Annotated in this window: 19 protein-coding genes and 5 tRNA genes; 10 read left to right on the forward strand and 14 right to left on the reverse strand. The window is 42.4% G+C overall.

Translation table 11 applies throughout. The features are described 5' to 3' along the window. Nucleotides 1-12 precede the first annotated feature (12 nt). On the reverse strand, nt 13-912 hold the full coding sequence (locus QSH61_RS14730) for a phage integrase N-terminal domain-containing protein (protein WP_206472175.1): 900 nt from the start codon (nt 910-912) through the stop codon (nt 13-15). A 640-nt stretch (nt 913-1,552) separates the two neighbouring features. On the opposite strand from QSH61_RS14730, the gene QSH61_RS14735 reads away from it, so the two are divergent. Next, entirely contained in the window at nt 1,553-2,260 is a 708-nt protein-coding gene (locus QSH61_RS14735) for a hypothetical protein (protein WP_206472173.1), read from the forward strand. A 35-nt stretch (nt 2,261-2,295) separates the two neighbouring features. Here the strand turns inward: QSH61_RS14735 and QSH61_RS14740 are convergent, their stop codons facing one another. The 9 genes from QSH61_RS14740 to QSH61_RS14780 all read right to left on the reverse strand — a co-directional run bounded on the left by QSH61_RS14740 (nt 2,296) and on the right by QSH61_RS14780 (nt 6,129). Further along, a complete protein-coding gene (locus QSH61_RS14740; protein WP_206472171.1) occupies nt 2,296-2,874 on the reverse strand; it encodes a hypothetical protein in 579 nt (192 codons plus the stop codon). A gap of 53 nt (nt 2,875-2,927) precedes the next feature. Continuing rightward, the gene (locus tag QSH61_RS14745) at nt 2,928-3,677 is read right to left on the reverse strand and encodes a hypothetical protein (protein WP_070983881.1); all 750 of its coding nucleotides are present in this window, start codon (nt 3,675-3,677) and stop codon (nt 2,928-2,930) included. A 157-nt stretch (nt 3,678-3,834) separates the two neighbouring features. After that, nucleotides 3,835-4,074: a hypothetical protein gene (locus QSH61_RS14750; protein ID WP_206472169.1), complete on the reverse strand. Its 240-nt coding sequence runs from the start codon at nt 4,072-4,074 to the stop codon at nt 3,835-3,837. 370 nt (nt 4,075-4,444) lie between these two features. After that, nucleotides 4,445-5,242, reverse strand: a complete 798-nt coding sequence (locus QSH61_RS14755; RefSeq protein WP_206472168.1) for a helix-turn-helix domain-containing protein — start codon at nt 5,240-5,242, stop codon at nt 4,445-4,447. Nucleotides 5,243-5,523: 281 nt separating this feature from the next. After that, a tRNA-Phe gene (locus tag QSH61_RS14760) sits at nt 5,524-5,599 on the reverse strand. A gap of 71 nt (nt 5,600-5,670) precedes the next feature. Continuing rightward, nucleotides 5,671-5,746 (reverse strand) — tRNA-Thr (locus QSH61_RS14765). Between the two features lie 12 nt (nt 5,747-5,758). Continuing rightward, nucleotides 5,759-5,834, reverse strand: a tRNA-Phe gene (locus QSH61_RS14770). Between the two features lie 80 nt (nt 5,835-5,914). Continuing rightward, a tRNA-Thr gene (locus tag QSH61_RS14775) sits at nt 5,915-5,990 on the reverse strand. 63 nt (nt 5,991-6,053) lie between these two features. Next, nucleotides 6,054-6,129: transfer RNA gene (locus tag QSH61_RS14780), tRNA-Phe, on the reverse strand. An 875-nt stretch (nt 6,130-7,004) separates the two neighbouring features. On the opposite strand from QSH61_RS14780, the gene QSH61_RS14785 reads away from it, so the two are divergent. Beyond that, a complete protein-coding gene (locus QSH61_RS14785; RefSeq protein ID WP_206472167.1) occupies nt 7,005-9,887 on the forward strand; it encodes a hybrid sensor histidine kinase/response regulator in 2,883 nt (960 codons plus the stop codon). On the opposite strand, the gene QSH61_RS14790 is transcribed toward QSH61_RS14785, so the two are convergent. Continuing rightward, a complete protein-coding gene (locus QSH61_RS14790) occupies nt 9,856-10,116 on the reverse strand; it encodes a hypothetical protein (RefSeq protein ID WP_029215839.1) in 261 nt (86 codons plus the stop codon). The genes QSH61_RS14785 and QSH61_RS14790 overlap by 32 nt on opposite strands. A 371-nt stretch (nt 10,117-10,487) precedes the next feature. Here QSH61_RS14790 and QSH61_RS14795 point away from each other — a divergent pair, with 371 nt between their 5' ends. The 5 genes from QSH61_RS14795 (at nt 10,488) to QSH61_RS14815 (ending at nt 16,494) form a co-directional block, all read left to right on the forward strand. Next, complete coding sequence (locus QSH61_RS14795; protein ID WP_095726716.1) at nt 10,488-11,924, forward strand: peptide MFS transporter; 1,437 nt, start codon at nt 10,488-10,490, stop codon at nt 11,922-11,924. A gap of 419 nt (nt 11,925-12,343) precedes the next feature. Then, complete coding sequence (hppD, locus tag QSH61_RS14800) at nt 12,344-13,390, forward strand: 4-hydroxyphenylpyruvate dioxygenase (protein ID WP_095726715.1); 1,047 nt, start codon at nt 12,344-12,346, stop codon at nt 13,388-13,390. Between the two features lie 132 nt (nt 13,391-13,522). After that, nucleotides 13,523-14,836, forward strand: a complete 1,314-nt coding sequence (fahA, locus tag QSH61_RS14805) for a fumarylacetoacetase (protein ID WP_206472166.1) — start codon at nt 13,523-13,525, stop codon at nt 14,834-14,836. Nucleotides 14,837-14,978: 142 nt separating this feature from the next. Further along, entirely contained in the window at nt 14,979-16,061 is a 1,083-nt protein-coding gene (locus QSH61_RS14810) for a M23 family metallopeptidase (protein ID WP_206472165.1), read from the forward strand. Between the two features lie 37 nt (nt 16,062-16,098). Next, nucleotides 16,099-16,494 carry a bactofilin family protein gene (locus tag QSH61_RS14815; RefSeq protein ID WP_206472164.1) on the forward strand — a complete coding sequence of 132 codons (396 nt, stop codon included), beginning with the start codon at nt 16,099-16,101 and terminating at the stop codon, nt 16,492-16,494. Here QSH61_RS14815 and QSH61_RS14820 read toward each other — a convergent pair. Beyond that, nucleotides 16,491-16,961 carry a hotdog fold domain-containing protein gene (locus QSH61_RS14820; protein WP_206472163.1) on the reverse strand — a complete coding sequence of 157 codons (471 nt, stop codon included), beginning with the start codon at nt 16,959-16,961 and terminating at the stop codon, nt 16,491-16,493. The genes QSH61_RS14815 and QSH61_RS14820 overlap by 4 nt on opposite strands. Before the next feature lie 163 nt (nt 16,962-17,124). Here QSH61_RS14820 and QSH61_RS14825 point away from each other — a divergent pair, with 163 nt between their 5' ends. Then, nucleotides 17,125-18,303, forward strand: coding sequence for a multidrug effflux MFS transporter (locus QSH61_RS14825; protein WP_206472162.1), 1,179 nt, complete (start codon nt 17,125-17,127; stop codon nt 18,301-18,303). Nucleotides 18,304-18,457: 154 nt separating this feature from the next. Here QSH61_RS14825 and QSH61_RS14830 read toward each other — a convergent pair whose 3' ends face one another. Continuing rightward, nucleotides 18,458-18,607: a hypothetical protein gene (locus tag QSH61_RS14830; protein WP_158299128.1), complete on the reverse strand. Its 150-nt coding sequence runs from the start codon at nt 18,605-18,607 to the stop codon at nt 18,458-18,460. A 59-nt stretch (nt 18,608-18,666) separates the two neighbouring features. Between QSH61_RS14830 and yghU the strand changes: the two genes are divergently transcribed. Beyond that, a complete protein-coding gene (yghU, locus tag QSH61_RS14835; RefSeq protein WP_130163505.1) occupies nt 18,667-19,539 on the forward strand; it encodes a glutathione-dependent disulfide-bond oxidoreductase in 873 nt (290 codons plus the stop codon). Nucleotides 19,540-20,065: 526 nt separating this feature from the next. Here yghU and QSH61_RS14840 read toward each other — a convergent pair. After that, the gene (locus QSH61_RS14840) at nt 20,066-20,665 is read right to left on the reverse strand and encodes a glutathione S-transferase N-terminal domain-containing protein (RefSeq protein ID WP_174169795.1); all 600 of its coding nucleotides are present in this window, start codon (nt 20,663-20,665) and stop codon (nt 20,066-20,068) included. A gap of 2,339 nt (nt 20,666-23,004) precedes the next feature. Between QSH61_RS14840 and QSH61_RS14845 the strand changes: the two genes are divergently transcribed. Then, a complete protein-coding gene (locus QSH61_RS14845; RefSeq protein WP_206472160.1) occupies nt 23,005-24,336 on the forward strand; it encodes a tetratricopeptide repeat protein in 1,332 nt (443 codons plus the stop codon). Nucleotides 24,337-24,340 lie beyond the last annotated feature (4 nt).

A 24,340-nucleotide genomic window follows, 5' to 3' on the forward strand; every position in this document is an offset into this window, starting at 1 on the left:
ATGCTCCCCCTATCATCGACCTAAATATATGACTGTGATCTGTTCTCGGCCGTGGCCGAGTTCATTCGAAACTTGTAATCGTGCTTGCCTATCAATTTGTTTTTGTTCTGGTGTGAGTTGTTTGTTTGTTGGCCCACCGGCGATTGGAGAGCGCCAACCGGTTAGTTCTAAGTAACGCTGTTGGGCATACATGTGTCTAAGGCCATGGTTTTTATCTAGCCCTGCTTGGCTTGTCTGTCGTTCATACGCTTTGAGTTGTTGAATATAGTTTCGGTCGGGGCGGATCAGTGCGCCTCCACCGACTTGGTTTTGCACTTGTTGAAGTAGATGTCGCTGAGATTCAGTTCTAATAGGAATGACTCTGGGACGACCGCCCTTTGTCCAGCTGGGTTTTAGCACTAACTGTTCGCCTCGAATGGCATAATTAGGTCGAAATTTAATGGCTTCTTCTCTACGTAAGCCAAACTCTCGCTGCAGCCGAAGTGAGAGTTTAACAAGTGGGTCGCTGACTTTCTCAAGCTTATTTTGCTCTAGTTCTTTTGCTTTTGACTCGGTAGGTGTGTAGGTTCGCTTTTCCAAATCAAGTGTGATTGCTTGGTTTGCACCATTGTTAGACTTTGGCAACATCGAGGCTTTGCCGATTTTTTCTGCCCACCATCTTACATGGCTAAGTCGATTTTTAATGGTGCCAGCAGATAACCCTTCCCCCTGCCAGCGCTCAACAAGATAGTTTACGTGCTTGGGTTTGAGTGATTGCACCGATTGCAAGCGGTATCCGCCCTGTTTAAGCTGAGCAGAGATCTGGACCAGTACTTTTTTACGCTCAGCCTTAACTCCAAAACTACCGTCTTGGTTTCTGAGCATAAGCCCTTGAAGCTGATATTTTAAATTACTCAATACTTGTTCACTCACCGTGTTTCTAAATTCGATTACACGTTATCAACCCAACTAACTATTTGAACCAATATCCAAATGGTAAGTTTTAAATGCCAACTGCACGTTGGAGCGTACAATTTCCGTATAAATACGGATAAGGGCACAACAGTTCAAAATGGCCAAATTAGCCTCGTTTTAGATGCTTCCCGCAGTGGGCGTGCATGATAAAGCGCAAATAAAAAATGTGCTCAGCACAGGTCAGTTAGGTCATAACATTTCTCCTATTTGGGTTCGTTAGGGATCGCTTAATTCTCTGCAAAACGCAGGTACAAATAGCCAAATTCAAGGCATAAAAGTGCCTAAATCAGATGAACTAATTTGTTAGGTAAAAAGCCCGAAAGCTTGGTTTCTAGTTGTGAGTAGATCTCACTGATATGATAAAGCCAAAGGCTTTATTTCTTGACGCGATGACATTCGTCTCGCTTTTGCTGGAATCGTTTTTAGAGTGTCATAACTCGCACATAAGTTCAACAAATAATTTCCCCTCTTTGTTCTGCTTTGTTTAGCGTGGGGTTTGCCACCGCGTCATTCCTCTTTGCTTCGCGGAATGACGCGGTCATTTGTGTTAAAGTTGTAGACTATGAGTTCGAGCAGAATGCTCAAAAAAGGCTTAAAAATGCAAAATAACAACCAACCTAAGACATCCTTGTTTAAGTATGTTGCTTCTGTAAAGCTCCCTATCAACTGTGTTGCATTTAGTGCTGTAACTTTTGTAGTCGTTTATGAGTTTTGGCTTTCAAAGCTTCCTGAGCTATTTTGGTGGGGTGCTGAAGTGTCTTTGATATGTAGTCAGATCTGCTTATCTATTATCGCAAGTTATGTATTCTACTTGTTTGTTGTGCACAAAAAAGAGCTTGATGACTGGCAAGCAATAAAGCCATCAATAACGGCACCTATTTCTACAATTTTGAAATCTCACCAGATGCAATTGCAGCATTTTAAAGATCACACCGATACAGAACTTAATCAGTACCCGACAAAAGATGAGCTAGAAGTTTCATTATCGAAAATATGTCCTAGAGACAAAACTGCGCCCGTGTTTTTGGCACGCATGAATTGTAATGCTAACTGGTACCAATACTTGGAACTTCGCTTACGAGAAAATGACGAGCTTCTTGCACAACTCTTCCGTCTATCACATTTTATGGATGGTGAGCTGATCTTCATTCTGCAAAAGTTACACTCTCTCACGCTTAAAAAAGCGGTATACGAACAAGCAAATATGATTGAGAATCCAAATATGGGTTGGCTTTCTGGCCAATTTTACCAGTATAGCGATGTTTGTAGACAACTCAGTGAATATAAGCGTAATTGCTTAGAATGAAGAACTCTTAGCGGCAACCTGATAATGGAGCCTAATTACTTGCTTAGAGAGTCAAAAACACTCCTATAAGCGCTTAGGCCTTTACTTATCACCCCGTTACTAACAGTTTCAACTTCATATGAGTCTATTGGATCAATAGCGCTTTCTTTCCAAGAAGAAAACTCATTGATTATACTTGCAGAAGTTGGTTCTATATTTTCAGGCCACAGTACTTCTCTCTCATTCATATAATAGTCTTTCCTATTTAACTCTTTGAAATCTAGAACCATATAGAACTTATGCCGCCAATATTCTTCGTGTTCAGATAGTGATGTTTTGTATAGATCTGTTTTTATCGCTTTAGCTATCTGATAGTACCTACATAAATGCCTAGCACAAGTTAGCCAGTTTAATCTGTCGGCTGAAGGTGGAGCACACCTCCCTTCATCGGTTAGTGCATCATAAGCCCATTTTAACGAGAGTACAGCTTGTTCAAAAATCTCCATATCCTGTGCCATTTCCATATCTAATCTCTGTTTTTTAACATTGGAGCGATATGTCATATAAGCGATAAAAATTGACAGTGGTGTCAGGCCGGAAATAACAACTTTCACTAGTTCTAAATTTATTACCACATTCACTCCAAAATATTAACAATCTGAATAAATACCATATATCAGCCGTTTAACTAAGAACCTGCAACTTTAGAACTTCCATTGTTTAAAGCTTTTACGCTCTCATGCCTTTCACTTGTGAACTCGATACAACTGCTTGGAATAGTTATGGTATGTACTCCATTGAACAAAGAGTGATATTGAGTTGAATTTTTTAAACTAAAATATGGGCCTGAGAAGGTATCATGAAATGACTTGCACTTTATCTGAATTTTCCCATCATTAAGACCTTCGTTTTTACTCATTGATTCAATCTGGCTTTTTGCATCTTCTAGCAACTCTTTAGCGTCAATATGCCCCACCACTCCTGCAGGTAAGATTGCTGTAATTAGAAACGCAAGTACCGAATAAACAATAATTGCAACCTGTAATCCTCCCTTTTGCACTGAGTTCGGCTGAATATTTTCAAGTGGCGTAATCAAGTCTATGTCTCTTACTATATTTTCTTTACGCTTTTGTTTTTTTAATACTTTATTAAACTTGTTTCTCACCCAGTTCATAACCCTATCAGTCAACAGGCACGCTGATATACCAAAACAAAAAAGAAGTAAAAGGCCGGTTAAAAAAGGCTCTTGCATATAGATCGTCACTGAATATGACAGGACTTGTTCGAAGGTCAATGGGTAGTAATCGGGATCGACTCTCAATACCTTAAGATACTCGACATAATAAACAGTTCCTTGTAAGTAGAAAAAGATGCTCAATAGCCAAATATGCTTTTGTAAAAAGTTGACCATGCGTCCAATCAATTGAGATAAATTCACAGCGTCTCCTTCCTTAAACAATGTCGATTAAGCATAACTTTTCTCATAGTCTGAACTAAATTGTCAATCTGGAGGTACTCCACGCAAGAAACTAGAGGGGAAATATCTAAAGCCTCAACCACGGCGAAACGCACCACCTCCTAGACTTGTTCACTTTTTAGTGTGTACCACTACTACTCAAAGGCTTTTCATCAGACATGCTCAAAATAACCTGCATCATATAGTCTTGAATTGCTTCACTTTCATCATCTGACACACCTTTCAACACAGCTCGTTTTGAAACGCACTCGACACCAAATCGCTCAAAGTCAGTTTGACCAACACAGAAAAATACATTTTCACCATTCAGATCATGCTGAAACGTTACTGGCTCAACTCCAAGCTCAATCTTTTCCATTACAACGGCTACCTTTAAAAAACTCAAAAATGATTTTGGCCAAACTACGTTTTGGTAAAAATCTATCTATTTATATTTAAACACTATATTTAAAGGCATCACCAGCTAAAAGTGATAGATCACTAAGTTTGTAGCTTTTAGCACTGATTTAAATTGAACGAAAAACACCTATCACTAATTTATATACACTGTACTCTCAAGTCGTTGCAAAGAGCGCATTTAGGCCCTTAAGTTGCTTAAACTAGGAAAATTCTGGTTTTCATTCATCTGGAGAAGTCAACGGAGAAGCTGTGTGCTCTATTTTTTGAATTTCAGGCACAACAAAGCCCTGCATCGAGGCAGTTCTGATTTAGCTTTGCGAAAGCTGTAATTAAGCTATGGGAATATCGCGGTATCGCTCGATTGGAGCTGCTTCGCGCTCTTTTTTGGGAATTATCGTTCGGCGCACTTTGGCTTTACTTGCCTTCACTTCACCAAATATAAACTTTGCTACACGACTTACTTGCTCTTTTATCACTGACAACAAACCAAGTGGCCGCATCGTTTCAATTAAAGACTTTACTGTCATGTATGCCCATCCCAACTTTTTAGAAAGCTGGGAAATGCTTTGTTGGTAGGTATCTCGTTTATTGCGTGTAGATAGTTTGCTAGCTTTGATTTTACTGCTTATCAACGCATGTAGCATCAGCATTTTGTGCTGATGTCGTGAATCATACCGGCTTTTAGAGTCGAATAAATGTAACTGAAGACCATAGAGGGGAAGTGTATTCGCTGCTTGTTGGCCATGAATGATTTGCGTGTAACTTTGAAGTAGTCGGTAGCCTAGTTGGTGTTTTAAATTAAGCCTCAATGTACGGCAGTAGCCTTTTGTACTCTCTTCGAACAACAATGGTTGTTTTTCATCATTTTCAGCGTTTAGAAGCTGACTCAGAGCATTTTTTACCGCGTTGATAGAATAGCAAAGGTGTTTTGCAATAGATGAAACGCTGGAGTTAAATTTTCCGTGTTTAGCGTGGTGATAGGCAATATGGCCCAAAACTAATGTCTGGGTATCAGATTTAGTTTCATGCAGCACTTCTAACGAGAAGAAAACTTGCGTCTTTTTACCTTGGTTGCACAAGTTTTGCTTTGCACTTGGTGCAAATTTATTTTTTTGGTTGTGACTCAACTCATTTTCGACAGGAACGTCGTCAGCAAATTTTTAACTACCTACTAGACACAGGATTACCCTACGGCTAAGATAGCCATATAAACACTTTCGAATGTTTATGAAAGCCGCGTTGGAAACTTAAGTCGCCAAACTTAATCTGAGTTTCTTTATCGCGGTTTTTTGCTTTCTGGCGTTCGCTAAATCGCCTCCGTCATGCGCGACGAAGTTATAGATTTTGTAGGAAATGGGTGTTTTTGTAGGAAACGGTATTTTCAAAATGCGCTGTAAGCGAGAAGGGATGGTGCCCAGAGGCGGAATCGAACCACCGACACGAGGATTTTCAATCCTCTGCTCTACCGACTGAGCTATCTGGGCAAATCTTTTTTAGTATCTAAATAACTTAATACCTAAGCTATCTAAAAATACAGGCTTTCGCCTAAATAAAGTGGTGCCGACTATCCGAGTCGAACGGATGACCTACTGATTACAAGTCAGTTGCTCTACCAACTGAGCTAAGTCGGCACACTAAATTATTGGTGCCCAGAGGCGGAATCGAACCACCGACACGAGGATTTTCAATCCTCTGCTCTACCGACTGAGCTATCTGGGCAAATCTTTTTTAGTATCTAAATCCTAAAAAACTCAATCAACTGAGCGTTCTAGAAAACACAGGCTGACGCCTAAATTAAATGGTGCCGACTATCCGAGTCGAACGGATGACCTACTGATTACAAGTCAGTTGCTCTACCAACTGAGCTAAGTCGGCACACTAATTCGTGTACCATGCAGTTTCTGCATGCACCACATTGCTAATGCAATGATTTTAATTTGGTGCCCAGAGGCGGAATCGAACCACCGACACGAGGATTTTCAATCCTCTGCTCTACCGACTGAGCTATCTGGGCGTGCGGCGTATTAAACGGGTTTTGCGGTTCTAAGTCAACCCTTTTTTTAAATACATTTATCGTTTGCACAGTTTTCAGACAAAGCGGTTAAAATACCGCTTTTTCGATGGAAAAACACTCGACTAGCTATGTTTTACGGTATTTAACGACTTTTATCTTTGAGTAAGGCAAATGACTCTAGACCTATAATAAAGAGAAAGCCAGCTCTTGAGGCTTATATACCTATAAAGGAGTGAAACAAACAAGAAGGTATGTGCTTTTGCTGTTCTGATACCACAGTTAGACGACACTTATTCACTCTTTTTGATTCTCGTCTTTATAGCACGTCTCCTGTTTCACGCCGCGCTTCGTTTTAATGTCGCGAAAGTTTCATTACGAACACCTTATTCATACCAAATTTGAAGCAACTAACGAGACTGTCTTTCAAGAAAACCGAAGCTACAGAGACTTATCTTATCAATCCCCCAAGGACTACCCCCTGATTGTAAAACGAATTTACACGGCAATATAGCAAGGTAACATGTAAGCCATTCGTTTACCGCAGCTCTAGTTCACCTAAATTACCTATACCTCACTTGGCGAGCAATATTGTCTCTGAACTAAAGTTGATATTAGCCTGCGTAATTACCGTCATGGACACTTATCATTTAACAAAAGCATTAAGTAGAATTTAATTTTTATTAAAGCTTACTGCTTTGCACATCGCAGGCGTAGTGAAAATTATCGAGATAACAACCTGATTATTTTAAGATTTAAAACAATCAGATAATCTTAGGCTATTGCCACTATTGATTGAAAAACGAGAGGTAAAAACTTGCCGAAGGTGATAGGATTGCTACAACTAATAAGTATAAATAATTCTTTCGGGATTAAGCATGCCAAATAGCGCGAACACCAATGCAAATGGACGGATACTTTTTTTATTTATCGCAATATTGATTGTTGGACTATGCAGCGCCGTAGGTGCTTACCTACTGCCAAAGCAGGCTGACGTCCCTACCGCACCAACCGTGAATCTGCAGCAGCAAGCAACAACAGTTGCAACTCCCCTTGCTAAGGTGGTCACACAACACGGTTTTGACAGTGCCAAGCAAATTGTATCCGCATTATTAGCTTCTAACGAGCATTTGGGCGCCTATTTGTATGTCAATACAGGGATGGGGCAACCAAACCTGGTATTTCAACAAAGTGCAAGTGAGCAAATCACTGCATTGAATCGTGAAGAGTCTTATAACAAAGACACAATGCAGGTTTATCACATGCCACTGCGACTAGATGAGCAAAACGTCGGTGAACTCATTTTGACCTATACGCCACCCGTTGCAGCTGCGCCATCAAGCGACCCATTCATTGCTTATGTATTACTCGCTGCTGCTATTATTAGTGCCTTGATGATCGTTGTGATTGCAGCACGTCGGCTTTCTGGCGCATCAAGCAACGATACTGAAGAACTCATCGCAGAAATCAATCACCTAACGATGGATAAAAACTACAAGTCGACGGTTGGTACTTATTATAGTGGCGGTCTGGCTGAGGTTGCTGAAGCAATAAATGCACTGTTAAAGCAAGTACAGTCATCCATAGAGTCCGATCAAGCAACGCAAAACGAGTTAAAACAGCTTCAAGAAAGTCTCGAAACCGAAGTTCAAGCCCGCACGCTGGCGCTGGAAAAAGCGATTTTAAATGCGGAGCGTGCAAGTGATGCCAAAACCACTTTCTTAGCCACTATGAGCCATGAGATCCGCACACCAATGAACGGCGTCATTGGTACCATTGATTTACTGCGCCAAACCGATCTTGACGGTGCTCAACACCGCCTCACCACGATTATTCGCGACTCGGCATTTTCTTTACTTGGTATTCTTGATGATATTCTCGACTTTTCTAAAATTGAGGCAGGTAAATTACGTATAGACAATAGTGCTTTCTCGGTGGCTGAAACCACAGAGGAAGTCGCACGTGTGCTTTCATCAGTAGCGAAAAAGCGTAAATTAGACTTACAGCTGTTTGTTGCTCCTGACATTCCAACAAATTTAGTTGGTGACACAGTTCGCGTTAGACAAGTACTTTATAACCTTTGCAGTAATGCCATTAAATTCACGACTACAGACGACTCAACCCAAGGTTATGTAAAAATCTCCGTTGAAGTTGCACAAAACACCTCGGAGCATTACACCCTACGCTTTACCGTCACTGACAATGGTAAAGGCATGACAAAAGCTCAGTTGAGAGAAATTTTTAATCCGTTTATTCAAGCAGAAGGCTCTATCACCCGAGAATTTGGCGGTACAGGACTTGGCCTTTCTATTTGTAAAAGTTTAATCGAACTCATGCTAGGTAGTATCCATGTTAACTCAGATATTGGCATGGGAAGCGAGTTTGTTGTGGAATTACCATTTAGTGTGGATGGCAAAGTTAATTACGTAAACAAACAAATGTTAAACGGTCGCACTGTTGCTCTGCTCACCCCAAATAATGAGAGACGCACCATTTTAAATCGCTACCTTTCATTTATGGGTGCGAACGTGATTACTATTGATGAAAGCGAGATAGCCGAACACCAACACGAGGACAAATTGATTTGGGTGTTAGACGGTTTAGACGGCATGGATAAAGTCAATGAAGAGCTAAGAACCGTAGTCTACTCGCTTGAGAAAAACGAACAGCAAGTTGTTGTCTTAAGTAAAATGGACGAAGCAGCGCTTAATCACAAAAATATTTTCTATCTCAATGCATCACCGTTGTGTAAGTCTAGCTTTATGACGGCTATCTTGGTCGCTGCCGGTTTGCATAAACCAAAGGAAATTAAACCTTCTCGCACCATCAACGACTTTTTAAGCGTTGATGAAGCCAGAGCAACCAACAAGCTGGTGTTGTTAGTTGAAGATAACGTATTAAATCAGCAAGTGCTGACCGACCAATTACACCTGTTAGGCTATGGTGTCGAGGTTGCAGAAAATGGTGAGGAAGGCTTAGAACTTTGGAAAAAAGAGCACTTCCCAATCGTACTAACTGATTTACATATGCCTAAGATGTCAGGCTACGACATGGTAAAACATATTAGAGACTATGTAGAAACCGCAACCGATACCATTGAGCAACCATACATCATTGCCGTGACAGCTAATGCACTAAAAGGTGAACGAGAACGTTGTGAGGCGGGTGGTATGAATGACTATATCACCAAACCAGTAGAGTTAAATGTACTAGAAGCAACGCTCAATAAATGTATTGAAAGCTTACCAAAAACACAGCAACCACGACAAAGTACTGAGCCATCAACTGTCGCACCAGTAGCCGTTCGCCAAGTACAGGCAGGATCAGAACAAGCGTCCGAGTTAGAGCCAGCTGTTGATGAGGCTATAGTTGTAGAGTCTGAAATTATTGAAGCTGAGGCCAGCGAACCAGCTCCCGCTATCAATATGGACATGCTCAACAAGTATGTGAACCATGATGAAGCGAAACGAAATCGCTTTTTCCGAATGTACTTAGAACAAAGTAGCCAGTTAACACGAGATGTAAATGGTGCGGTGATCACGATGAGCCAAGAGGAAATCATTGAAGCTTGTCATCAACTTAAGTCCATCTCCAAAACTATCGGTGCCGAAAAAGTAGCAGAAACTGCCATAGAGTTTGAGACTTTATGTAAGGAAGGCACGCTGACCACCGATCAGCTGATCCAAATGCGTGATAAATTGGAGCAGGACTTTTTAGCTGCAACCGAGTTTATTCAACAATATTTGAGTCAAGAAGCGTAATGATATGGGGGTGGGTAGCACTGCCCCCACAAATCTTATCGCTAATTGGTTGGAAGCGTTTTTCTCGACTAGGTAAAGACAAATGGATCGCAGGGACAACCTGCTCCCACACCTGCAATAAATGGTAAATATCAGCGATAAAAAGATACATAACCTTAATGGTTACGCCATTCATTGAGATATAACCGCCACCTAAAAGAATGATCCTTCCCTGAATCACTGACCGCATTTTATGCGCTTTCTGACTCCAAACACTTCCCCTATTAATTCTCACTGAGTATACTGACGCACTTTTTTAAATTAGTTAGTCGTTACATACAACAAACGCTAGTTGAAATAGGTACTGGTCACCCGTTCAAAAAAAGTACAGGCATGCCTGAGTTCATACAAGCAAATATCTGATTAAGATTTTTACTCGGTGACTCGATGAGCAATGCTAATCTGCATTGAAAAGTGTTCTATTTACCGCGCATCGCTTCAAACGTTGCATGTTAAGTACATGGCTCATTATTCAGTGTTGATTGAAAAACATTAGATGCAATAACGCATCCTTTATAAAAATGGCCAGATACAACACATTGATTAGATTAGGAAGTACATATGAATTCAGTTCCGAAGGCCGGAGAATTTCTGGGTCACCCTAAAGGCCTCTTCTTATTATTTGGTACCGAAATGTGGGAGCGCTTTGGCTACTACGGTATGCGTGCCATCTTAGTTCTTTATCTTGTAGCACAAGTTCAAAATGGTGGCTTCGGTTGGAGCAATGCCGACGCACTAAGCCTTTACGGCACATTTACGATGGCCGTTTATCTCACCCCACTGTTTGGTGGTTGGCTTGCAGATAACGTATTAGGTCAGCGCAAAGCCATCATTATTGGTGGTATTTTAATGGCTACAGGCCATTTTATTATGGGTATTCCTCACAGCGTTGTGGCAGGACAAGAAGTAAATGTCTTCTACCTTGGTTTAGCACTGCTTTGTTTAGGTAATGGCTTATTCAAGCCAAACATCTCAACAATGGTTGGTGATCTATATCAAGAAGGTGATAAGCGCCGTGACGGTGCATTTACTATCTTCTATATGGGTATCAACTTAGGTGGTGCATTAGGTCCACTTGTTGCGGGTTATGTAGCAGCAGTCGTTAACTGGCAGGCAGGCTTTATCGCAGCCGGTGTTGGTATGATCATTTCTGTGGTTATGCAGCTTATCTTAAGCCAGAAATACCTTGGCGATATCGGTAAAGTACCTTCAGCTAAACTTTCTCAACAGATGTCTGACTCACAGACTAAAGAACCGCTTACGAAGAAAGAAAAAGATCGTATCCGTGTTATTTTCACCATGAGTGTTTTCTCAATTATCTTCTGGATGGGTTTCGAGCAGGCTGGTGGTCTGATGAACCTATTCGCAAACGACTATACCAACCGTATGTTTATGGGCTTTGAGATCCCGGCTTCTTGGTTCCAGTCGCTTAACTCTATCTTCATCATTGTATTTGCGCCATTAGTAGCGATGATCTGGTTAAAGCTAGATAACAAAGAACCGAACTCTCCAGTGAAATTCGCAATTGGTCTGGTGTTCTTAGCACTTGGTTTCTTAACCATGATGCTTGCGCTTGCAACAGAAGGTGGTGAAGCCGGTGGCACACTTCAAATCAGCATGATTTGGTTAGTGTTGTTCTACATGTTCCACACACTTGGTGAACTATGTTTATCACCAATCGGTCTTTCTATGGTAAGTAAACTAGCACCGCTACGTTTAGCATCACTGCTAATGGGTATTTGGTTCCTATGTACGGCTGTTGCAAACAAGCTTGCTGGCCTTGTTGGCTCTTTCATCGGTGAAGGCCAAGAAGCAATGGAAAACGCGATGAGCATCTTCATTGGTTTAGGCGGCGTAGCCTTGCTGTCTGCTGTGTTAATGTATCTATTAAGCAACAAGCTTGTAGATTGGATGCACGGCGCTGAGGGCAAGCACGAGCCTCATACGCAAGAGCATTACCTAGCGGAAGAACTAGAAGTATCCGCTGAAAAGCAATAATATTTGCTGTAAACCACGCTGATTTAGCGTGGTTTACCTCTCCCCCAACAGCCAAATGTAAAGTTTTGAATACACTTAGCATCATTTCCCCTCTCAATTTAGTCGTGTGATAAAAATCCTCCCTCTCATATAACTCACCAATCAAAAACATAAAAAGCAAATAAAATCAAAATAATACAAAAACAAAGTTACAAAATACCCCACAAAACTCCTTGCTGTTTTTAGTCAAAATTCAAGCAAAAATAATTATCGTCACGCCTGTGTCAATTTTGTGTCTTTTACATGGCAATTGTGCAACTAAATTTACAAAGTCTCATACTGCTATTTACTGCCTCTAGCTTCCCCTTTGCAGTAATTTGATTAATCATCCAGTCATAAATACTAACAAGTCACCCAGTGCTTAATACGGGAGTAAAACAATGAGTGAAGTAAATAATCCACTAGGCCTAGTCGGCATCGAGTTTACAGAATATGCAACACCAGACGCTGATTACATGGATAAGGTATTCACTGACTTTGGATTCTCAAAACTAAAGAAATTTAAAGATAAAGATATCGTTTACTACAACCAGCACGATATTCACTTTTTGTTGAATAACGAGCGTGAAGGCTTCTCAGCACAGTTTGCTAAAAGTCACGGCCCGGCTATTTGTTCTATGGGCTGGCGTGTAGAAAATGCGCAAAAAGCGTTTGAAACCGCAGTTGAGCGTGGTGCAAAACCTGCGACTGATTCAACACACAAAGACTTACCATACCCAGCGATTTACGGTATCGGCGATAGCCTTATCTATTTCATCGAAAACTTTGGCGATAAAGGGTCAATCTACGAGCAAGACTTCGTTGACCTAGACGAGCAAAAGGTTGTTGAAGACAAAGGCTTTAAGCGCATCGATCACCTAACAAACAATGTTTACAAAGGGACGATGGAAACTTGGGCTAACTTCTATAAAGACGTATTTGGCTTTACTGAAGTTCGTTACTTTGACATCAAAGGTCAAAAAACGGCGCTGCTTTCTTATGCACTTAAGTCACCATGTGGCACCTTCTCTATTCCAATCAACGAAGGTAAAGACGACAACAACAACCAAATCGATGAGTACTTAGATGAGTACAATGGTCCAGGTGTTCAGCATTTAGCATTTTTGACTGACGACTTGGTTAGTTCACTAGATAAACTAGACAAGAGCACTATTGCTACCTTAGATATCGTAGATCACTACTACGACACTATCTTTGACCGTGTGCCTTGGGTTAAAGAAGATAAAGAAAAGATCAAGCAGCACCAAATCCTAGTAGATAGCCAAAGCGAAGACTGTTACCTACTACAGATCTTCACTAAAAACCTGTTTGGCCCAATCTTCATCGAAATGATCCAACGTGTTGACGATGGCGGCTTTGGTGAAGGTAACTTCCAAGCGTTATTCGAGTCAATTGAACGCGACCAAGAGCGCCGTGGTGTAATCTAAACACACACATCAAATTAATAAAAAAGCAGCTAGCGATAGCTGCTTTTTGTGGTTTATCAAATTGCTATTACGACTTGAGTTTTTCACTTTTGACCATAACTCAAGTTGAAAGCCAAAATTAAAGGAAAGGCAATGTCTCAAATTAATGAAACACACGACATCCAATTAACAAGTTGGGTAGCTAGTGCGAATGCGACTGGAACTGATTTCCCTATTCAAAACTTACCTTTTGCAGTATTTCGTCGTAAGAACAGTAATGAAGAGTTTCGCGGCGGTGTTGCGATTGGCGATCAAGTACTAGACCTTGGCGCTGTTGTTGACGCTAACCTATTTACAGGTGACGCTGCTGAGGCCGCCGAAGCTGCAAATGCCCCAGCATTAAATGAATTTATGGGTATGGGCCAGCAGTACTGGTCAGCACTTCGACTTGCCCTGTCTCGCGCATTACGTGAAGGTTCTGAACTGCAATCAAGCCTTGAAGGTGCATTGGTTGCACAGGATGACGTAGAATACGCTCTACCTTGCCACATTGGCGATTACACTGACTTTTATACCTCAATCTACCATGCAACAGCGGTAGGTAGCCTGTTCCGTCCTGATAACCCACTGCTGCCAAACTACAAGTGGGTACCAATCGGTTACCATGGCCGTGCATCGTCTATTGATGTATCAGGTCAAACTTTCCCTCGCCCTAAAGGCCAAACCAAAGCACCAGATGCAGATACACCGTCATTCGGTCCTTGTAAGCGTCTAGACTACGAATTAGAGCTAGGTATTTACTTAGGTAAAGGTAATGAACTTGGCGACTCTATCGCAATTAAAGACGCTGAAGATCACGTTTTTGGTTTTTGTTTATTCAATGACTGGTCTGCACGTGACTTGCAAGCATGGGAATATCAACCATTAGGTCCATTCCTTGCGAAAAACTTTGCTTCAACGGTTTCTCCTTGGGTTGTGACCACAGAAGCACTTGCACCATACCGTACTCAATGGCACCGTGATGAAAACGATCCACAACCACTGGAATACTTAGAATCAACGCAAAACCGCGAGTCTGGTGCTATTGATATTCGTATGGATGTCTTACTAGAGACTGAAAAAATGCGTAGCGAAGGCGCTAAACCAAGCAAACTGTCTGAATCCAGCTTCAAGCACAGCTATTGGACGGTTGCGCAAATGGTTACACACCACACAGTGAACGGCTGTAACTTCCTACCAGGCGATATGTTAGGCTCAGGCACGCAGTCTGGTCCTGAGCATGTAGAAGCGGGTTCATTACTCGAACTATCACGCGGCGGCAAAGAAACTATCACGCTTGCAAACGGCGAAGAGCGTAAGTTCCTAGAAGATGGCGATAAAGTGATTATGCGCGGTTGGTGTGAAGCCCAAGGCTATAACCGTATCGGTTTTGGCTGTGTTGAAGGCACTGTACTTCCAGCAAAATAATCGCAATTATTCGTGAGTTAATCGCAATTTTATTTACTTTTAAATCAAAGGCATGATTATTTCATGCCTTTTTTTAGTTCTAAAAACTGGAAATTTGACTAAAAATTGTTAGAGTGTAGCGCTGATTTAAATCTGAGGTTGAATGTTGCAAGTACTCAAGCGCCTATATCTAAAGCTGTTTAAGCCGACTCAATTAATTGTTCGTCAAGACGCAACTGTCAAGATGTTAAAATTACCATCTTGGGTTCAAGCTTGCTCGATTTTGATTTTGCTCGCTGTCGCTATGTGGATAGCCAATGCCTCACTCAAATTACAAGAAAACGGTGACCAGCTTACTAAAGAGCAACAAAACTTAGCGCAGCTGCAAGCCAAGTGGCAAACAGAAAAATCACAGCTTCAAGCGCAATTAGCACAGCAAAAAGGCATGCTTGACCAACTGTCACAGCAGCACAGTGTGCTTGAGTCATTGGTTGACTCGACTCAAACAACTGACGACAACGTAGCGGAAGGCGAGTTAGAAGAAACACCGACAGACCTTGGTAGCTCACAACCAAGCACCACAACCGAATTTGCTCCACAAGCCAGTCTCCTACTCATTCAACAACGTCAGCTCAGCGAACAACTTGGGCAATCGTTCGGCGCTGAAATTGCAGCGATGCAAGAGTCCATCGACAGTGCGGGATTACAACTATCATCTGACTTCTCAGAAGCACAAGGTGGTCCCTACTTCCAAGCCGACTTAGAATTGGTAGAAGCCAGCTTTATTAATGCCATTGACCAATACGCTGTTTATGCGCAGTTAGCGACGATGATTGGCCAACTGCCAGATACACTGCCTGTCGCTCAGGAGAAATATTATGTCTCCAGTGCTTTTGGTTTTCGTAAAGACCCGATCACTGGCCGCCGTGCCTATCATAAAGGTATCGATCTCGCAGGTTGGCACAAAACACAGATAGTAGCCCCCGCTTCTGGCACTGTTAAACGAGCTGGGAAAAATGGCGGCTATGGCAACTTTATTGAAATTGAGCACGCCAATGACATCACCACACGCTACGGCCACCTTCACACCATCAAGGTAAAAAAAGGCCAGCAAATCAATAAAGGTGACGTAATTGCACTAATGGGTAGCACAGGAAGAAGTACAGCGACGCACTTGCACTATGAAGTGATTCAAGGTAAAAAACACCTAAACCCAATTAAAATCGCCCGCGCATTCAATAAGTAACATCTAATTGCAATTACGCTGCGATAGTGAGGCATTCGTGTTTAATTCTTTTAAAAACCAACGAAACGACGTCCCAGCCATTATTGCTCAAAGCACTAAAGTCACGGGCGATATTGTCTGTGAAGGTGAACTGCAATTAGATGGCACCGTCCATGGTAACCTCAACATCGAAAAACTAATCATCGGCAATAAAGGTTTAGTACAAGGTAATATCCAAGCCAATGAACTGACGATATTAGGCAAAGTGGAAGGTGATATTCATGCCAAACAAGTCACGCTGCTTCCTAGCGCTCAAGTGTTTGGCAATATCGAACACGAGACCTTAACGATTGAAGCTGGTGCGCATGTCGATGGTAAACTGACGCACCGTAACGAGCGAACCAATAACGTCACGGCAATTGACTCTACCGGTGATCAAACCATAAACAATTAAGATCTTTTCGCGCTGATATACATGTTAATGTCGGCGTGAAACACTTTCTCTCCCGCAGTATTAAAAACTTCCACCGGTACAACTAACTCTTCTTTATCTTGCCATGCTCGCGGGTATTCTATTTGCGCCACGGCATGCAGATCGGTCTCAGCTTTAGCTAAATATTGCACTGACATCCCCTTTGGGATCCAGCGATGGGTTTTATGGTCGATGGTTGCGTCTGTCATGACTCCAGCACATAACTCCGCAAGATTACACTGAGCAATAGCGTGAACCGTACCTATGTGGTTATGAATGGCTTTACGGTTACGAATTGTGGCCCTACAAACGCCGGGCTTCAGTTGTATGATTTTAGGCTTAATGGTGCCAAAGTAAGGTGCCTTACGACATACCGCCTTACTGAACATCCATTTACCAAATGGCAACCAACTCATCCTTTTATAAATTTTTAAAAGTGGTGCAGACATAAGATTTTTCTAAAATGATTTTGCTTAAAATTAACACATCTGACCAGTTAATCAACCGTCTGCAATTCTCAGCGAATAAAATATCTTAAAAATTTGCTAAATCGGCGCTTTGTCCTGTCTTTTCTCATTCTCCACAATACAATAACGGCCAAAAGGAGACGCCATGACCCAATCAAATTCAAAAGCACTGATTTTTATTCTCGCTTTACTTGTTATCTTTTGCCCTTTAGGTATCGATCTCTATCTACCTGCGTTTGTGGACATGCAGTCCAGCCTTCAAGTATCAGAAAGTCAAATTCAGCAAACCGTGAGTATTTATATGTTAGCTGTGGGTCTTGGACAATTGATAGCAGGTCCGCTTGCGGATAAATACGGCCGTAAGCCGGTTGCACTGGTTGGAATCGTTTTGTTTGCGCTTGGCGCCGTGATGGCAAGCACAGTCTCCACTTGGCCACTCATGATGGTAGCTCGAGTGTTACAAGGCCTAGGCGCTTGTGCCACATTCGTCAGCGCTTTTGCTATTGTTCGTGATAGCTTTGGACACAAAGGCAGTGGCCAAATGATCACTTACCTCAACGGTATTGTATGTTTTATCCCAGCGTTAGCGCCTATTTTAGGTGCGTGGCTCACTGTCGAATTTGGCTGGCAGAGTAATTTTAGCTTTTTGTTTGGTTTTGCTATTGTTGGTCTCATCTTGGTTTCTCTTATCTATAAAGAGACTCGCCCCGAAGATACACATTACAGCGGTCATATCCTAGATTTGAGACGTTTTAAGCCGATGCTCAGTAGCACGACTTTCATTTACAATGCCGCCTTAGCGATGCTTGGTATGGCTGCAATGCTGGTATTTGTGATTTCGGCTCCGGGGTGGATCATGGCAAAAATGGGTGGCAGTGTTTCCGACTTCACGTTTTGGTTTACTGGCAATGCAGCGCTGAGTATTGTCGCAAGTTTCATTGCGCCCCACTTCATCAAGCGCAATAGCCAGAAGTCGCTCACCTTTGGCCTCGCCGTTTTTAGCTTTAGTGGCCTGTTGTTACTGGCTTTGCCACAAACTAAAATAGCGCATTTTGTACTGCCTATGTATATGGCATCAGTCGGCTTTGCATTTACGATTGGAGCAGCGGCAGGTAAAGCGTTATCTGGGTTTGCGAAACAAGCTGGGACGGCTTCAGCGTTGATTGGGGTATTACAGATGAGTGGCGCGGGGGTACTTGCAACCATGACGCAACCACTGGCATTGGATGCCCCGATGCAACTCGCGTTGCACTTACTACTCGCATTACCTTTCTTACTGCTGCTGGCTACGAAGCATCGCCACCAGCTTCACAGTGCAGCTTAAGCATTATTTATCGTAACGGTAGTAAAATTGTCACAACTAGCAATGATAATAGTCATACAGACAGCATCAGTGTTAAAGGCGGCGGTACATACGGCTACCAAGTGTGCGAACAAGGTAGCACTGCGGCCTGTTCAGCAACACAAACTGTTGTGTTTTAACTCCCAACCAATTCAAGAATGCCGGTCTTTTGATCGGCATTTTTTATTCTACTACTCTCCCCCATCTTTTGTTGATAACTTGTTCGGATCCCTCTCTTAAGATCTGGATAAAACGGGTAAACCTGTGACCACAGAAATTTGTTCATTTCCATTTCACTTCTACACTCTATAATGGATTTGGACAGTCACAGAAGGAGTTCATGAAATGAGTACATCGGGTTATACACCACCTAAAGTTTGGCAGTGGCCATGGCAAAGTGGCGATGGTAGTAAATTCGCGAATATCAACCGCCCTACTGCAGGCGCAAGATTCGAAAAGTCCCTACCGCAAGGCAAACACCCGTTACAACTCTACTCCCTCGCGACCCCAAACGGCGTGAAAGTGACTATCTTGCTAGAAGAGCTTTTAGCTGCCGGGGTAAAAGAAGCAGAATATGATGCCTTTTTAATTAATATCATGGAAGGTGAACAATTTAGCTCAGGGTTTGTTGCACTTAATCCAAATTCTAAGATCCCCGCGTTATTAGATACCAGCACCAAGGAACCTACCAAAATCTTTGAATCTGGCTCAATTTTGCTTTATTTAGCTGAAAAGTTTCAAAAGTTCATTCCTCAGGATCCTACAAAACGCACAGAGTGCCTCAACTGGTTATTTTGGCAAATGGGGGCTGCGCCACTACTTGGTGGTGGATTTGGTCACTTCTATGCCTACGCACCCGAGCACTACGAGTATCCAATCAACCGCTACACGATGGAGGTGAAGCGCCAACTGGACTTACTAAATCAACATTTAGCCACAAGAGAATATATTTGTGGCGATGAATACACTATCGCTGATATGGCAATCTGGCCGTGGTATGGCGTGCTAGCCCAAGGGCACCTATACGATGCGGCAGAGTTTTTAGACGTCAATGGCTATGAACACGTGATCCGCTGGGCTGGACTCATCGCCTCAAGAGAAGCGGTCAAACGTGGAAAAATGGTAAATAAAACATGGGGAGAACCTCATGAGCAGCTTCATGAAAGGCACGACGCCAGCGACTTTGATACCAGCACCCAAGACAAACTAGCACCATAACCTTATCTTGGTTTAATTCTTGGTTTAACAGGGGTTAGCTTTATCTTCCGGGTTTGATTAATCAGATTTAATCAAACCCGGTTGTCTGTGTATCAGAAAAGAATCGTGTTAGTTTATTTTATGCTTAAGAACAAAACGGTATTCGACGATGAACGTTTTTTAAAAAGCTAAGTCGTACAATGGGGTGAGCTCTACACCTAACTAGAGAAGCACGAAAAACCATGCATTATTTGTGTTTGTGTCAGTAATAGCTGAATTTTACAGGTAAGTGTTGTCGAAGTAATAAGCTCTTTGGCCTTGATTAGACACCCCACTGGTGCGCATTTATTTAGCAATGAATTGAATCGTTTACACCTTAGCTGAGCCTTTAACTAAACTGGACGAATAAGCCATCCCCTTGAGTAGTGCAAGATTAAGGTTAACCGATGAATGTCTAGTGGCCCTAAACGATAAGTTGTATCGACTGATTTAGGCAGCGATGAGATCGCAATAAGAGATTACGGCGTAACGCCCCTATATGTGTTTGTTATGCGCCTTTCCAGACTTTCGCCGACTGGATCGCTTTTTCTAACACTGGCCAACTCAACATGCTCGCTTGATACTCTCCCGCCTTACCGTTAAATGTAATTCCGTAACTTTTCAACCTAAACGCTAGGATTGAATAAAATGCATCTACAGCACTGGCAGATTCAAACATAAACGGAAGTTTGGCTGAACCAAAAATCTCTTCGACTCTTCCTAACTCGCGATTGAAAGCATCACCAATATTTTGCAGGGGAGCCACTGAAACTAAAGTGAAAGGACAGGCATTTCTGAGGTTAACAAACCCAGAATGTAGCTCTGAGCAGAGACTCCTTGCAACAGCCCTTTCAGTACGAGCTTTGGGGTATAGTGTACCTTCTGACAGTTCATTAAAATACTCAGCAATAGCAAGCGAGTCATGAACCTTCAAGTCTTCGTCGATTAGTAGAGGAACTAATCCCGTATCAGAAACCTTACCCAACGAATCACAATAGTCTGTCTTGGCTAAGTCAATCACATTTACGTCAAAATCGACATTTGCGATTTGACCACATATCCAGGCTCTCAAAGACCATGTCGAATCAGTACCAACGATTAACTGCATTAACTTGAACCTCCATTGCGCAAATTTTAAGTCGAATAACATTTTAGTATTTATGCGACACACAGTTTGTGTTGCATAATCGCTTGTTGGACTGAGTGCTACCCGCTCGATGTGTCAGAGTTGGTGTTATTTATGCTATGGACTTACTTAGAAAAAATAGGCTTTTTAGAGGCTTTAGCTCACTTAGCTAGTCTACTCAGTTTAGCTATTATTGTGTTAAGCTTTCCAGGCATCGCCCAGCGTTTATTGTGTATTCATTACACCTAAATTTGGCTAGATAAGCAATTATATTTTTTACATGTACAGAGGCTGTTAGCCTGAGCAATTAAGCAGGTTAACTAATTGATTTTACACAGCAGCCCTAATCAAGCCCCCCTCCTTGGCTTATATCAAAGCGCATCCATGCGCTCCTCGTTCATTCTTTTTAAACGACGAAAAAGAACGAACCAAGAAAACGTCGCCCCAGCATCACACTCAATCCTCAAATCCTAAGCCGATATAGTGCAACCGCCTTGTAAGGCACATCCTTGTGCCTGACAAGACTTGGCCGACATCCTGTCGGCACATTGCATATCTGCTTATGCTTTTCGGGTGTGATGGAGGGGGAATAAGTTGCTTTCAAGATCTTCTACGGCTTTTATGATTAAGTTGCTTACAAGCACCACAAAAACGATCGGTGTGAATTCCTAATTAACAGTCTAAATTGTTTTGTGGGAGGTGGTTTACCCGCCGAGCTGTTATGTTTTTCGGGTGTGGTAAAGGGGGATTAGTATTGACTGCAAGTTCTAGTTTTTCTCTCAAAAGCAGCTAATTTTCCTACAAGCACCAAACAAAACTATCAGCGCCTTGTGTCTCCCTCATCACACCCGAAAGTAAATTACCAATGAGTCATTTCAACGCATGGATGCGTGAAAAGCTGTGACAGGGATAGGGATGTCCCTTACACCGCGGTGACGTTCATATTGGCAATTTACTTGAGGAGTCAGTGTGATGTTGGGAGTGCCCTTTCTTTTGCATACTTGTTCTTTGGGCATCAAAGAAAAGTATGTCGTAGCCCATGGATGGGCGTCGAAACTAGTCAGGAGGACATATTAGCTTTACCCTCCTTGGCTTATATCAAAGCGCATCCATGCGCTCCTCGTTCATTCTTTTTAAACGACGAAAAAGAACGAACCAAGAAAACGTCGCCCCAGCATCACACTCAATCCTCAAATCCTAAGCCGACATAGTGCAACCGTCTTGTAAGGCACGTCCTTGTGCCTGACAAGACTTGGCCGACATCCTGTCGGCACATTGCATATCGGCGTATGCTTTTCGGGTGTGATGGAGGGGAAATCGCGCTGTCTGTTAGTTCTGGTTTTATCTCCTGAAGCAGCTAAGTCGCTTACAAGCACCACAAGAATTTATCAGCGCCTTGTGTCTCCCTCATCACACCCGAAAGTAAATTGCCAATGAGTCATTTCAACGCATGGATGCGTGAAAAGCTGTGACAGGGACAGGGATGTCCCTTACACAGCGGTGACGTTCATATTGGCAATTTACTTGAGGAGTCAGAGTGATGTTGGGAGTGCCCTTTCTTTTGCTACCTTTTCTTTGGGCAAGCAAAGAAAAGATAGTCGTAGCCCATGGATGGGCGTCGAAACCTGTCAGGAGGACGGGCTGACTTTACGGTAAATTTCGAGCTACCAGCCGTTAGCAACATAAACCTCCATGTTTAATATCAAAGCGCATCCATGCGCTCCTCGTTCATTCTTTTGAAACGACGCGATCGAGCGAACCAAGAAAACGTCGCCCCAACATCACACTTAATCCTCAAATCCTAAGCCGATATAGTGCAACCGTCTTGTAAGGCACGTCCTTGTGCCTGACAAGACTTGGCCGACATCCTGTCGGCACATTGCATATCGGCTTATGCTTTTCGGGTGTGATGGAGGGGGGGAATAAGTTGCTTGTGAGATCGTCTACGATTTTTACGGTGAAGCTGTTTGCAAGGGTTACAAAAACTATCAGCATAGCCTCCTAATTAGCATTGCAGACAGCTTTGTGGGAGGTGGTTCACCCGCCGAGCTGTTATGTTTTTCGGGTGTGATGAAGGGAAAATGCTGTAGTTTGTGAGCTTGGTTCTTACTTAAGCAGCTGAACTTTTAGGCTACGTTGAGCATAATGATTCAATACCTCCCAAAACAAAATCTTAACAATTCAGTGATGTAGATTTCGCCAGAACCCTGTATTATAAGCCAGTTAAAAGCTTTGGAACGGGTGCGCCTGTAATTGAAGCGAATGGATACTAAAATCAATAACTGTGCTTATGGAACTTTTTGCGCGAATGGAATGATATTATGATCAAGAAAACCGCCATCATCATTGCAATATTGGCTGCTATTAGCGGCTGTAAATCGCTGGTTTATAAAGGTAATAAACTTTACGAAGCAGGAATGTACCGCCAAGCTGCTGAATACTATTCACAAGCACTCGCGGAAGACCCTGAGGATCTTGAAGCGAAACAAGGTTTAACACTGGCGCGAGATAAGCTTATAGATAAAGGTCTTATCGATGTCCGTATGCTGCGTTTGGCAAATAACTACACCGCAGCTGCAACTAGGCTAGAAGAAATCGTAAAAAACCAAGCTCAATGGCAAATGAAACCGAATGGCGCAATGGCAAATACTCAAAGAGAAGAGCTGGATTACGTGAGGCAATGGCTACTCGACGAAGCCCGCTCGCTATCAAACACGCCCTATCCCGACAAGTTTAAGCTGTTTGAACATAATTATCGCCATCTGATCAGCAATGCGCAATTAGCAAGCGCCATGAGCACCCACTATGACACGCTAAGAACGCAAGCGCAGAAAAAGTGTGATGAAATTGCAGGACAAGTCAGCGGACAGCGCTTCTATTTAAAAAGTTTTACGGAAAAATACTGTTTAGCGTGGCAAACTCCAAAACGTTTACGTGTAGATAACCAAGATAAAAGTCGTTATTTTGCAATGAACATAAGAGATCGTGTTGATATTGGCTTGCGCTTTGGCAACTCAATCAGAGGACAATACAGTGCATTTATCTCAAGCCTAAATACGGCATTTAATAATAGCCTCTGGTTTGATAGCGAAGGCAGTAAACAGCTTTCATTAGAACTATACGTTGATGCGGACTATTACCGCAATAGCAACCAATATATTCAGCGTAAGCATTATCAGCAGGAAGTTGAACGACCAGACCCAAATAATTCAGATAACACACACACTGTCGAAGTCACACGAGAATTTACTTATCCGGTGACCATCTATGATGAGAAATTTGATATCAATGTTAATTATGAGGCGAGTTTAGCCCATCGTTATATCAAAGGCAGTGCAAGCGATAGTAAGCATAATAAAACACGTGCACATCAGGCTGATTTTGAGCAACTTGATATCACCCCGCTGTCTCCCGACTTTCTTAATCTTTCACAGATAACAGAAAAGACCTTTGACGAATTACTCAAAAAGTTCTCTCAAGATCTTACGCTGACTTGGAAGCAAAATTACTGTGGACAGGCACTTGGCACCAATAAAGGTGAAAATATTCTACGCTGTGCCAAGCTTGAGCCCGAGCATGATTATATCAACCGTTGGTTTGACCAGCACTTTGGGATCAAGTACTCAGAAATGACGACTTTATACGGTATTTAAAGCT

The organism is Pseudoalteromonas sp. JC3, assembly GCF_030291895.1.
In the GTDB taxonomy this organism is placed as follows: Bacteria; Pseudomonadota; Gammaproteobacteria; order Enterobacterales; family Alteromonadaceae; genus Pseudoalteromonas.

Coding starts and splice junctions, on each gene's coding strand:
- QSH61_RS14735 (WP_206472173.1), top strand. CDS start 1,553: ATGCAAAATAACAACCAACCTAAGACATCCTTGTTTAAGTATGTTGCT.
- QSH61_RS14750 (WP_206472169.1), bottom strand. CDS start 4,074: ATGGAAAAGATTGAGCTTGGAGTTGAGCCAGTAACGTTTCAGCATGAT.
- QSH61_RS14785 (WP_206472167.1), top strand. CDS start 7,005: ATGCCAAATAGCGCGAACACCAATGCAAATGGACGGATACTTTTTTTA.
- QSH61_RS14790 (WP_029215839.1), bottom strand. CDS start 10,116: ATGCGGTCAGTGATTCAGGGAAGGATCATTCTTTTAGGTGGCGGTTAT.
- QSH61_RS14795 (WP_095726716.1), top strand. CDS start 10,488: ATGAATTCAGTTCCGAAGGCCGGAGAATTTCTGGGTCACCCTAAAGGC.
- hppD (WP_095726715.1), top strand. CDS start 12,344: ATGAGTGAAGTAAATAATCCACTAGGCCTAGTCGGCATCGAGTTTACA.
- fahA (WP_206472166.1), top strand. CDS start 13,523: ATGTCTCAAATTAATGAAACACACGACATCCAATTAACAAGTTGGGTA.
- QSH61_RS14810 (WP_206472165.1), top strand. CDS start 14,979: ATGTTGCAAGTACTCAAGCGCCTATATCTAAAGCTGTTTAAGCCGACT.
- QSH61_RS14820 (WP_206472163.1), bottom strand. CDS start 16,961: ATGTCTGCACCACTTTTAAAAATTTATAAAAGGATGAGTTGGTTGCCA.
- QSH61_RS14825 (WP_206472162.1), top strand. CDS start 17,125: ATGACCCAATCAAATTCAAAAGCACTGATTTTTATTCTCGCTTTACTT.
- QSH61_RS14830 (WP_158299128.1), bottom strand. CDS start 18,607: ATGAACAAATTTCTGTGGTCACAGGTTTACCCGTTTTATCCAGATCTT.
- yghU (WP_130163505.1), top strand. CDS start 18,667: ATGAGTACATCGGGTTATACACCACCTAAAGTTTGGCAGTGGCCATGG.
- QSH61_RS14840 (WP_174169795.1), bottom strand. CDS start 20,665: ATGCAGTTAATCGTTGGTACTGATTCGACATGGTCTTTGAGAGCCTGG.
- QSH61_RS14845 (WP_206472160.1), top strand. CDS start 23,005: ATGATCAAGAAAACCGCCATCATCATTGCAATATTGGCTGCTATTAGC.